This is a genomic window from Streptomyces sp. MZ04 (assembly GCF_004684775.1).
Classification (GTDB): Bacteria; Actinomycetota; Actinomycetes; order Streptomycetales; family Streptomycetaceae; genus Streptomyces.
Genome location: NZ_SRIC01000288.1, coordinates 1 through 10259, shown reverse-complemented (window position 1 = coordinate 10259; position 10259 = coordinate 1). Strand labels below are relative to the sequence as shown.

The 10259-nt window shown below is 70.1% G+C and carries 12 protein-coding genes and 1 pseudogene; 6 read left to right on the top strand and 7 right to left on the bottom strand.

The window, feature by feature from the left end:
• Positions 1 to 27 precede the first annotated feature (27 nt).
• From E2651_RS36055 to E2651_RS36040, 4 genes are all read right to left on the bottom strand, one after another.
• Positions 28 to 642 carry an ATP/GTP-binding protein gene (locus tag E2651_RS36055; protein ID WP_135335477.1) on the bottom strand — a complete coding sequence of 205 codons (615 nt, stop codon included), beginning with the start codon at positions 640 to 642 and terminating at the stop codon, positions 28 to 30.
• A complete protein-coding gene (locus E2651_RS36050; protein ID WP_135335476.1) occupies positions 623 to 985 on the bottom strand; it encodes a DUF742 domain-containing protein in 363 nt (120 codons plus the stop codon). The genes E2651_RS36055 and E2651_RS36050 overlap by 20 nt, the downstream gene beginning before the upstream one ends.
• Positions 982 to 1401 (bottom strand): roadblock/LC7 domain-containing protein, encoded by a 420-nt coding sequence (locus E2651_RS36045; protein ID WP_135335475.1) that lies wholly within the window; start codon positions 1399 to 1401, stop codon positions 982 to 984. The genes E2651_RS36050 and E2651_RS36045 overlap by 4 nt, the downstream gene beginning before the upstream one ends.
• 118 nt (positions 1402 to 1519) lie before the next feature.
• Entirely contained in the window at positions 1520 to 3322 is a 1803-nt protein-coding gene (locus E2651_RS36040; protein WP_135335474.1) for an ATP-binding protein, read from the bottom strand.
• 285 nt (positions 3323 to 3607) lie between these two features.
• Between E2651_RS36040 and E2651_RS36035 the strand changes: the two genes are divergently transcribed.
• Both E2651_RS36035 and E2651_RS36030 read left to right on the top strand, forming a co-directional pair.
• The gene (locus tag E2651_RS36035) at positions 3608 to 3961 is read left to right on the top strand and encodes a hypothetical protein (protein ID WP_135335473.1); all 354 of its coding nucleotides are present in this window, start codon (positions 3608 to 3610) and stop codon (positions 3959 to 3961) included.
• 20 nt (positions 3962 to 3981) lie between these two features.
• Entirely contained in the window at positions 3982 to 4536 is a 555-nt protein-coding gene (locus E2651_RS36030) for an HAD domain-containing protein (protein WP_135335472.1), read from the top strand.
• Here E2651_RS36030 and E2651_RS36025 read toward each other — a convergent pair.
• Entirely contained in the window at positions 4496 to 4948 is a 453-nt protein-coding gene (locus E2651_RS36025; RefSeq protein ID WP_135335471.1) for an Lrp/AsnC family transcriptional regulator, read from the bottom strand. The genes E2651_RS36030 and E2651_RS36025 overlap by 41 nt on opposite strands.
• A gap of 110 nt (positions 4949 to 5058) precedes the next feature.
• Between E2651_RS36025 and E2651_RS36020 the strand changes: the two genes are divergently transcribed.
• From E2651_RS36020 to E2651_RS36000, 4 genes are all read left to right on the top strand, one after another.
• Positions 5059 to 5700 carry a LysE family transporter gene (locus E2651_RS36020; RefSeq protein WP_209446330.1) on the top strand — a complete coding sequence of 214 codons (642 nt, stop codon included), beginning with the start codon at positions 5059 to 5061 and terminating at the stop codon, positions 5698 to 5700.
• A 75-nt stretch (positions 5701 to 5775) separates the two neighbouring features.
• A complete protein-coding gene (locus E2651_RS36015; RefSeq protein ID WP_135335470.1) occupies positions 5776 to 6840 on the top strand; it encodes a class I SAM-dependent methyltransferase in 1065 nt (354 codons plus the stop codon).
• Positions 6841 to 6964: 124 nt separating this feature from the next.
• Entirely contained in the window at positions 6965 to 7540 is a 576-nt protein-coding gene (locus E2651_RS36010; RefSeq protein WP_135335469.1) for a cysteine hydrolase, read from the top strand.
• A 265-nt stretch (positions 7541 to 7805) separates the two neighbouring features.
• Positions 7806 to 8651, top strand: a complete 846-nt coding sequence (locus E2651_RS36000; protein ID WP_245239442.1) for an endonuclease/exonuclease/phosphatase family protein — start codon at positions 7806 to 7808, stop codon at positions 8649 to 8651.
• A gap of 29 nt (positions 8652 to 8680) precedes the next feature.
• On the opposite strand, the gene E2651_RS35995 is transcribed toward E2651_RS36000, so the two are convergent.
• Positions 8681 to 9547, bottom strand: coding sequence for an AraC family transcriptional regulator (locus E2651_RS35995; protein ID WP_135335467.1), 867 nt, complete (start codon positions 9545 to 9547; stop codon positions 8681 to 8683).
• 150 nt (positions 9548 to 9697) lie between these two features.
• Positions 9698 to 9970: pseudogene (locus tag E2651_RS35990) on the bottom strand (ankyrin repeat domain-containing protein); the annotation flags it as partial.
• Between the last annotated feature and the right edge of the window lie 289 nt (positions 9971 to 10259).

Genomic DNA, 10259 nt, shown 5'->3' with positions numbered 1-10259 from the left:
GCTCGGGGGCGGGTCCGGTCGGCTCGGTCACGGTGTCATCTCCTGGGCCATGGCCAGTTCGTAGAGGTGGTCCACGAGGGTGATCAGGACGTCCTTGCCCGACGCCCGCACCCGCGCGTCGCAGTCGATCAGCGGCACATGGTCCGGCAGCGCGAGGGCCTGCCGGATCTCCGCCAGGGAATGCGCGGAGGTGTCGTCGTCGAACCGGTTGACCGCCACCACGAACGGCGTCTTGTGGTGCTCGAGCCGGTCGATCGCGTACCAGGACTCGTCCATGCGCCGGGTGTCGACCAGGACGACAGCGCCGAGCGTGCCCGAGAAGAGCCGGTCCCACAGGAACCAGAAGCGCTCCTGCCCGGGTGCCCCGAACAGATAGAGCACGACACGCTCGTTGAGGCTGATCCGCCCGAAGTCGAACGCCACCGTGGTCGTGGTCTTGGCGGCCACGTCGGCCGTCTCGTCGACACCGACACCGGCCTGCGTCATCACCTCTTCGGTGTTCAGCGGCCGGATCTCGCTGACCGACCGCACCAGCGTGGTCTTGCCGACACCGAATCCGCCCACCACGACGATCTTCAGGCCGGTCTCGGCAGTGTCGGACAGGGGCGTACGGGAGGGCAGCTCAGATGTTGCGGAGCCCATGGAGCACCTCCTTGAGAAGGGCGGAATCGGGGATGGCGGCGACCGAACCGGCCGCGCGGGGATGACGGGCGGTGATCCGGCCCGTGGCGAGCAGGTCACCCAGCAGGATCCGCACCACGGTGATCGGCAGCCGCATCTCCGCCGCGATCTCCACCACGGCCGTCGGATGCCGGCACAGCTCGAGGATGCGTACGTGCTCCGACTGCATCCCCGCGACCGGCTCGCACTCGCTCACCACCAGCGTGACCAGGTCGAACGAGTCGTCGTCGGCGCGGCTGCGGCCACCGGTGACCGTGTAGAGCCGGTCCGGATCACCGATGTCCACGGGCCTGCGGGGCGTCACGAGGAGTCGCCGCCCTCGTCCTGGGCACGCGGCTCGGCGCGCAGATGCTCCCCGATCTGCTCGACCAGCTCGGTCATCTGATGGCCCACCACACCGGGGTCGGCGTTCTCGTCCGCCACGACCGCCAGGTGTGCCCCCTCGCCCGCCTCGACGATGAACAGCAGCCCGCCGTGGAACTCGGTCATGGAGTGCCGGACGCCGCCGGTCCCGTCGCCGAACTCCACGGAAGCACCCTGGGCAAGCGCCTGGATGCCGGAGCAGATCGCCGCCAGCTGGTCGGCCTGGTCCAGCGTCAGATGCTCGCTCCAGCACAGCTTCAGGCCGTCCCGGGAGAGCACCAGGGCGTGCCGCGTGCCAGGGGTGCGCTTCAGAAGGTTCTGCAGGAGCCAGGTCAGGCTGTTGTCAGTGGTCTGCATGGTGGGTGGGGCGAGATGCGCCGGGTAGGTCCGGTCACCGGCCCGTGCCTCCAATCTCACGATGTCGAGCGGGGGAAGGGGGCGCCAGAGCCCGGGCGCCGTACGGGAGGCTTCGGCTCTACGGGGCGGGCGGTGGCCCGGATCCGGCATCGGTGCCGGGCGCCTCGGGGGATCCGGGCGCATCGCCCGAGGCCCGCCGCGCGCGGTGGAAGGCACCGAAACGGGAACCGGCGTCGCGCGGCTGCCCCGTCTCACCGGCGGGGACCCCGCTGCCGGACGCGGCATCGGAAGCGGCTCTGCGCTGCTGCCGCTCCCGGTCGGCCTCGGCCATGGTGCGGCCGGGGGCGCGCACGGGCAGGCCGTTCGGGGTGGCGTCGGCGGGACGTGCTTGCTGGGCCGGGATCTCCTCGGGAGCCGTGGGAGCCGTGGGAGCCACGGGCGCCACGGGCGGCTCGGGCGGCTCGGGTGTCTCAGGGGCTGCGGGGATCTCCGTGGCGACCGGCGCGGACGTCTCCGGAACCGGCGCGGGCGTCGGCTCGGCCGCCCGGCGCACCGGCTGCTGCGGCGCGGGATCGCGCTGCTGGGCAACCAGTTGCGGCGGCAGCAGGACGACCACGCCCGTGCCGCCGCGCGAGGACGGGCGGTAGTTGACGCTCATCGCGTACTTGGCGGCGAGCCGCCCTACGACGGCGAGACCGAGGCGGGTGCCCTGCAGCGACGCGAGGTCCGTGACCCGCCCCGAGACCGACTCCTCGGCCCGGCGCATCGCCGCGTCGGCCATCTTCAGACCGCTGTCCTCGATGGTCACGACGATCCCGGCGCTGCGCTCCTCGACGTAGACATGCACCTCGTCGATGGGCGGGGAGAAGTTCGCCGCGTTGTCCATGAGCTCGGCGAGCAGGTGCATGACGCCCTCGGCGGCGAAACCGGCGATCGCCACGTTCGTCGAGCAGTGCAGCCGCACCCGCTGATACGCGGAGATCCGGCCGACCGCACCCCGCAGGATGCTTTCCATGACGATCGGCTTGTTCCACGCCCGGCTGGAGCGGCCGCCCATCAGCAGGGCCAACCGGTCGGTGATCAGGCCGAGTTGGGACGTGCTGTGGTCGAGCCGCAGCAGATCGCCGAAGACGTCGGCGCCGTGCCGCTCCTGCATGTCCCGCAGATCGGCGAGCATGCTCACGGACTTCGCCTGCACCCGGCTCAGCGCCTTGGCGGAAGCGGCCTGCGCGGCCGCGGCCCGTCGCTCGCTGTGCGCGAGTTCGCGTACGAGGGATTCGGCGGGGACCCGCAGCAAGGGGTTGCGCGGCCACTCGAGCCCGGCAAGGACGGTGTCCGCGGAGGCCCCCTCGCGCAGCTGTCCGATCGCGGCCGGCAGCGTCGCCGCTGTCAGCTGCTCCAACTCCTGTGCGGCCTGCGCCAGTTGCCTCTGCGCGCTGTCGCGCTCGGACTCGGCGGTGGCGGCGCTCCGCACCGACTCCTCCACCACGGACGCGAACGCCTGCATGACCTGGCGGAGTTGCGGATCCGACGGCGGCGCCGTCTGCGCCAGGGTCTCGCTCGCACCGGCCCCGTCGCGCAGCCGCTTCACCACGGTCGGGAGCGTGACATTCGCCAGATGCGCGGACTCGGCCCCCTGCCGCGCCAACTGGGCCTTGAGGGAACCGGCGTCGGCGTGCTCCGCCGCGGCGGACCGTCGAACCCGCCGCACGGCCGACGTGCCGACCACGACAGCTATGGCCAGACAGAGCCAGGCGACGACGACCGTGGCCACCGTCCAGTCACGGGCGGCCTCCGGTGCCGAGAGGCCCGCGACGGCACCGGCCGCACCGGCGACGACCAGCACGGCAAGGGGAACGGCCGGCGCGGGGCGCCCGGCCTTCGCTATGTGGCGCGGGCGGGGAGGAGCAGGCACTGGCATTCAGCGGTCCCTCGGTCCTTGGGTGCAGGAAGACAACGAGCCGACCGCCGAGCGTCGGCCACGGGCCCGGAGGAGACCACCAAGAGGACGGTGATCTTCCGGACTCCACTGCGCGCCATGCTAGTCACCCCTGCGGAGCGCGAACGCCGGACAACTGGAACAGTCCGCCCAGGAGCCGCCCGCGAACGAACTTCGTCCCGATCTCGACCTTCGAACATGACGCCGTGATAGAGGAGTTCGAAACGACGTGGCCGCCATCCCCGCCGACCCGGTATCTTCCCCTTCATGATCAGCCGGCAAGCAACGGCCACCCTGTGGCGCCCGACGGGCCCCAAGGAGCTGGACCTGGTCCGCGAGCTCAACTGGCGCGCCTGGCCGCCCCGGCTGCCCGAGCAGCCGATCTTCTACCCGGTCCTCAACGAGGACTACGCGATCAGCATCGCCCGGGACTGGAACGTGAAGCACGACGGAGCCGGCTTCGTCACCCGCTTCGAGGTCGACACGGACTTCGTCAGCCGTTACCCCGTCCAGCAGGCAGGCGGCCGCACGATCCTCGAACTGTGGGTGCCGGCCGAAGAGCTCGACGACTTCAACGCGCATATCGTCGGCGAGATCCAGTTGGTCCACGAGTTCCACTGAGTCATCGCTACCGTGCAGGCGTGACCGGTTCCACGCTGCCCCTCCTCTTCCTCGATGCCGACGGCCCGCTCATTCCCTTCGGGGCGAGCCATCACGACCTTCCGGACGGATATCCGACATACGACAGCCGATTCGCGCCGGCGGTGGCCGACGCGAACCCGCTGATCACCAGGATCGATCCGGCGCACGGCCGTCGCCTGCGGGCGCTGCCCTGCGAACTGGTGTGGGCCACGACGTGGATGTCCGACGCCAACGACTGCATCGCACCCTGGCTCGGCCTGCCGGAACTCCCCGTGGTGAGCTGGCCGGAGCCGTCCGACGACGATGCGACGGGCGGACTCCACTGGAAGACCCGGCCCCTGGTCGACCGGGCCGCGGGCCGTCCTTTCGCCTGGGTGGACGACGAGATCACGTACGCCGACCGCGCATGGGTGGACTCGCACCACCCGCACCCGGCCCTGCTGCATCGTGTCGATGCCCGACGCGGCCTCACCGACGCGGACTTCACCACCCTCGACACGTGGCTGCGCGGGGTCACAGCGGCAGCGGGCGCTCTTCCACCACGTGTTTCATGACGAGCGTGGAGCTGAGCCGCATCACACCGGGAAGCGTGGCCAGCTTCTCGTCGTACAGCCGCTGGAAGGCGGGCAGGTCGGTGCTGACGATGCGCAGCAGATAGTCGGGGTCGCCGAAGAGCCGCTGGGCCTGCAGCACGTACGGGATGTCCGCGACGGCCGCCTCGAAATCGGCGACGGTGTCCCGGTCCTCCTGGCGCATGGTGACGAAGACGAGCGCCTCGAACGTGAGCCCCACCTCCTGGGTGTCGAGGATCGCGCGGTAGCCGCGGATGGCGCCGCTGCGCTCCAGTTCGCGCAGCCTGCGGTGGCAGGGCGAGAGGCTGAGCCGTACGCGGGCGGCGAGCTCGGTGACGGTAAGGCGGCCGTCGTCCTGGAGCTCGGCAAGAATCTTCCGATCCACATCATCCATGGGGAAGATTCTCCCATGGCGCACCGCTCTATCAATGATATTTAGAAACATCTTTGGTCAAATCGGAACTAATCTTCTCCGTGCATCGCAATTCAAAGGAGAAGTGTTCCGTGGCCATCAGCACCATCACCGCCTTCTGGGCGGTGTCCGTCCTCCTCATCCTGGTTCCGGGCGCGGACTGGGCCTACGCCATCACGGCAGGTCTGCGCGGAGGCTCGGTGGTGCCGGCCGTGAGCGGTCTGGTGCTCGGCTATGTCGCCCTGACCGCCGTGGTCGCCGGGGGCGTGGCCGCCGCGGTGGCGAACAGCCCCGGCGTGCTCACGGCGCTGACCGTGACGGGCTCCGTGTACCTGATCTGGCTGGGCGCCTCGGCCCTGGCCCGGCCCGGCACACCCGGCGAGGCGGCGGACGCCTCGGGGGTCTCACAGGGCGCCACCGGCGGTGCGTCCCGGGCTGCCGGGATCCTCAAAGGGGCGGGCATCAGCGGCCTGAACCCCAAGGCCCTGCTCCTCTTCCTCGCGATACTCCCGCAGTTCACCACCCCTGCCGCCGACTGGCCGCTGGCCGCCCAACTCGGCGCGCTCGGCATGGTGCACACCGTCAGCTGCGCGGTGGTCTACCTCGGCGTGGGCGTCCTGGCCCGCACCGTCCTGCGCGCCCGCCCTGCCGCGGCCCGGGCCGTCACGCGTGCATCGGGCGTCGCCATGATCCTGATCGGCGCGTTCCTGCTGGCCGAACGCCTGGCCGCATAAGGGCCGAGCTCCCTCCGTGAAGGGGCGTAACGTAAGAGAAGGGGCGCAAAGGTCATGCCGTTCTGAGGAGTGACCATGACGCTGGACCCCGCGCGGCAGGAAGAATTCGCCGGCCTCATGGTCGACGTGCTCAACAAAGGGGTGCTGGCCCTCCTCGTGAGCGCAGGCCACCAGACCGGCCTGTTCGACGCGATGAGTACGCTGCCGCCCTCCAGCAGTGGCGACATCGCCAAGGCGGCGCGGCTCGACGAACGCTACGTACGCGAGTGGCTCGGCGGCATGGTCCTCGGCGGTGTCGTCGAGTACGAGCCGGACGGCGCGACGTATGTGCTGCCGCCCGAGCACGCCGCCTCGCTCACCACTGCCGCCGGTCCCGACAACCTCGCCGGCATGACGCCCTACGTCGCGCTGATGGGCGAGGTCGAACAGAAGGTCATCGCCGCCTTCCGCGAGGGCGGCGGAGTCCCGTACTCGGCCTACCCCCGCTTCCAGGAACTCCAGGCGCAGGAGACGGCCCGCGTGTACGACGCGGCCCTCGTCGACACGATCATCCCGCTGGTCCCCGGCCTCACCGAGCAACTGCGCGACGGCATCGACGCGTTGGACGTGGGCACCGGCCAGGGGCATGCCCCGCTCGTCCTGGCCAAGGCGTTCCCGCGCAGCCTCTTCCACGGCCTCGACCAGTCCGAGGACGGCATCATGGCCGCCCGCGATGAGGCCGAACGCCTCTCCCTGGACAACGTCCACTACACGGTCGGCGACTCGACGCAGATCACGGGGCGGTACGACCTGGTGACCGCCTTCGACGTCATCCACGACCTGGCCCGCCCACAGGAGACCCTGAACGCCGTCGCCGCGTCCCTCCGCGGCGGCGGCACGTTCCTGATGTGCGACATCGCCGCGTCCAGCAACCTGGAGGAGAACCTCGACCACCCCTTCGGGCCCGCCCTCTTCGGCTTCTCGGTCTACTACTGCATGACCACGTCGCTGAGCACGGGCGGTGCGGGACTCGGCACCATGTGGGGCGAGCAGACCGCACGCCGGATGCTGGAGGAGGCCGGCTTCACCGACGTACAGATCCGGTCGATCGAGGGCGACCCGCTGAACGCCTACTACGTGGCGCGGACCGGCGCCGCCTGACTGGTCGAGTCCCGAATCCCTCCCCGGTGACGGAACTCCCGGTGAAGGAACTCCTCGTGAGCGGAGTTCCGTTGAGGGAATACCGGTGAAGGAAATCCCGGTGGAGGAAGAAGGGACGACAAGCATGCCGAACAGCGCTCTCCTGGTGATGGACGTCCAACGGGACATCGTCGCCATCGCCGACGACGGCTCCGGATATCTGACCCGCCTGCGCCGGGCGATCGACGGCGCCCGCGCGGCGGACATGCCCGTGATCTACGTGGTCATCGCGTTACGGCCGGGCAACCCCGATGTCAGCCCGCACAACCGGGCGGTCACCTCCGCCGTGCGCGCCGGTCTGTTCACCGAGGGCGACCCCGGCACCGAGATCCACGACGACGTCGCGCCCCGACCTGGCGACATCGTGGTCACCAAGCGGCGGGGCAGCGCGTTCTCGGGGAGCGACCTGGACCTGGTGCTCAGGACGCGCGGCATCGACAGCCTCGTGCTCACCGGCATCGCCACCAGCGCCGTGGTGTTGTACACCCTGTGCCAGGCCAATGACCTGGACTTCGGCCTCACCGTCCTGCCGGACGCCTGCCTCGACACCGACCCCGAGGCGCACAAGTTCCTCACCGAGAAGCTGTTCCCGCAATGGGCGGACGTCGTCGCCGTGGACGACTGGGTCAAAGCCGTCGCAGCGGACCCCGGAGCGCCGTAAGTTCTGTGAAGCGTCAGTCCTGGTGGACGATGTTCGTGCCGGGGCCGCCGGAAAGGGCGTCCCGGCCGGGGTCGCCGCTGCGTCTTCAGCCGCTTCGCCGGCGCGTGCAGCTTGCTGAGATTCACGCCGTGATCGTCACCGTGCCTCCATGGCACGGTTTCTACCTCGCCCGCACACCTGGATGCCATGCGTCTCGGTCAACCCGTCCCATAACCTCATGCGGGAAGCCTCATGTGATGCCATGTGGCTCCGCTTTGAGGAGGCGATGGTGACCGGAACCGGCGCGCGGTGGCTCGCGGGCGCTGTGATCGTGGCCTGCATGGCGCTCCTCGGACCCAGCGCGCCAGACGGTGTCCGCATCGCCAGGCCACTGCCGATCGGCGCCCCCAAAGAGGTCGTGCCGAACCGGGTCATGACGTGGAACATCTGCAATCCCTGCAACGGAAGCGGGCACGACATCGGCCGGGCGGCGGACATCGCCACGTACGCGCCCCAGGTAGTCGGCCTGCAAGAAACGTGCGTGCGTGACGTCGAGAGGATCCGGGATCATCTGCAGTACCTGTACGGGCTCGTCTACCACGTCGAATACGGGTCGGTTCTGCGCAGTTGGAGCCGTTGCGGTGGAGTGCCGTGGAACCCGGGGGGCTTTGGGCAGGCGGTGCTCTCGGCGGCGCCGATGACAGACCGTGTGAACGTGGAGTACCCCGACGGCGGATCCGAGGACCGCGGGTACATGGCCGTCACCACCCTCGTGGACGGCCGGCCTGTCCGGGTCTTCAACACTCACCTGGCACAACGACGCCAGGAAGCGATCCGAGCCGAACAGACCGGCGTACTCGCTGCGGAGGTGGCCCGGCACGACCGCGCCATCGTTCTCGGTGATTTCAACGCGGTGCCGGATGCCGCCGAACTCACCGGGATGTGGGGCCTGGCCGCGGATGCGGACCCCGAGTGCGGTCCCTCGGCCACCGGTATCTGTGAGCCGACCACGGATTGGCAGAGCAAGTTCGACTACATCTTCCTACGAGGCTTCGAGCCGCTCGAGCACGGTGTGCATCCCACCCAGTACTCGGACCACAGCCCGCTGCACGCCGACCTGAGGCCGACGTAGCCGGGACCCACTCCCCAGGTCAGGTCAGGTCAGGTCGCCGTGCGCGCCACGGGGACCCACAGCTCCGCGTCCGCCTGTTCCGCGTCCTGCGAAAGGCGGGTCCGCAGGATCTCGGGTCCCGGCCTGCTCTCGTACGGATTGGACGGGAACCACTGCGTGAACACGTCCCGCCACAGGTACTGGAGCGCCTGCGGGAACGGGCCGGAGTTCTCGAAGACCGCCCACGTCCCCGCCTGGACGGTCAGCGCGTCGAAGTCCTCCGGTGCGGCCGCCCCGGTCACCACCCCGTGGTAGTAGTCGAGTTCGGTTCCCTCCGCCCGGCTCGGGTCCAAGTTGTCGCTGACCCCGACGACTCCCTCCGGCTGCTGGTCGGACAGCGCGCTGATCCGCTGCAGCGTCTCGGCGTCGATGCCGCGGATGAAGTCGGCGATGCCCGGATTCATCCCCTCGTGGACCAGGGGGACCCTGACCTTCTTGCCGACCACCTGGAACTGGTCCTTCTCCACGACCCGGTATCGCATGCTGCTACTCCCTTCGACGATGAGACGGAAGGAGATCCGAGGCTGGGCGTGCAGAGCGGCACCGTCCCGCCGTGCCTCGCCCGGCCCCACACCGTGTACGGCGCGGAACGCACGCGCGAACGCTTCCCCCGAGCCGTAGCCGTAGCGCACCGCGATGTCCAGCAGCGTCCGCTCCCCGGCGAGCACCTCGGCGCCCGCGACGGTCAGCCGCCTGCGCCGGATGTACTCCGACAGCGGGATCCCCGCCAGTGCGGAGAACATCCGGCGGAAGTGGTACTCCGACGTCATCGCGATCCGCGCCAGCTCGGTCACCTCGATCCGCTGATCGAGATGCGACTCGATGCGATCCAGGGCCTCGTTCAGCCGCTCAAGCACCTCGGGCTCCTTCCCTTTACGTCCCTCACATTAGGAAGGCCGCACCCCGCCGGACCCGACATCCTGTGCCCCGTCCTGTCGGGTGGGACAGGGCGCCTACGATCCCCCTGAGCAGCAGATATACAGCACGCATCGCACGGCTCACCTGAGGATGGTGTAGTCGGGGTCGGCCGCCGCCAGCGTGCGCGCCATGGCCGCGCTGCCGGTCACGCCGGTCACCAGCCACGGAGTGTCGTGCTGCTGGTCCAAGGCGTCAGGGTCGGCCCCGGCCTCGACGAGCAGCCGGGCGGCCTCCACATGATCGCCGGTGGCCGCCAGGAGGAGCGGCGCGCGGCGGCTGCTGTCACGGGTCTCCAGGTCGGCACCCCGCTTGATGGCACTGCGCACCGCGTCGGCGTCACCGGATCGCGCGGCGTCGAGGAGGGCCCGGTCGGATGCGGGGTCGGCGGCCGTCCGCTTCGGGTTCGTGGTGGGGGAGGGAGAGTCGGAGCGCGTGGCCGACGTCTTGCGCTCGGCGGCGGCGGCGTCGCCGCCGTCGGATGCCGGACTGCCGCAGGCGCTCGCGAGCACGCCCGGGCCGAGGAGAGGGACGAGGAGGAGGGCCGCGTGTCGTGTCGAGGCCATGGTTCCTCTTTCGGGTGGGGGAGTTGTCCTTGCCGCCTTTCCCGGCTGGTACGTCGGGGTCGGGGTCGGTGGGGCGCCAGCTGCGGGC

Excerpts from the sequence above, each read along its gene's own strand:
- E2651_RS36010 (WP_135335469.1), top strand. The coding sequence starts at position 6,965 with ATGCCGAACAGCGCTCTCCTGGTGATGGACGTCCAACGGGACATCGTC.
- E2651_RS36040 (WP_135335474.1), bottom strand. The coding sequence starts at position 3,322 with ATGCCAGTGCCTGCTCCTCCCCGCCCGCGCCACATAGCGAAGGCCGGG.
- E2651_RS36045 (WP_135335475.1), bottom strand. The coding sequence starts at position 1,401 with ATGCAGACCACTGACAACAGCCTGACCTGGCTCCTGCAGAACCTTCTG.
- E2651_RS36025 (WP_135335471.1), bottom strand. The coding sequence starts at position 4,948 with ATGGATGATGTGGATCGGAAGATTCTTGCCGAGCTCCAGGACGACGGC.
- E2651_RS36015 (WP_135335470.1), top strand. The coding sequence starts at position 5,776 with ATGACGCTGGACCCCGCGCGGCAGGAAGAATTCGCCGGCCTCATGGTC.
- E2651_RS36055 (WP_135335477.1), bottom strand. The coding sequence starts at position 642 with ATGGGCTCCGCAACATCTGAGCTGCCCTCCCGTACGCCCCTGTCCGAC.
- E2651_RS36035 (WP_135335473.1), top strand. The coding sequence starts at position 3,608 with ATGATCAGCCGGCAAGCAACGGCCACCCTGTGGCGCCCGACGGGCCCC.
- E2651_RS36000 (WP_245239442.1), top strand. The coding sequence starts at position 7,806 with ATGGTGACCGGAACCGGCGCGCGGTGGCTCGCGGGCGCTGTGATCGTG.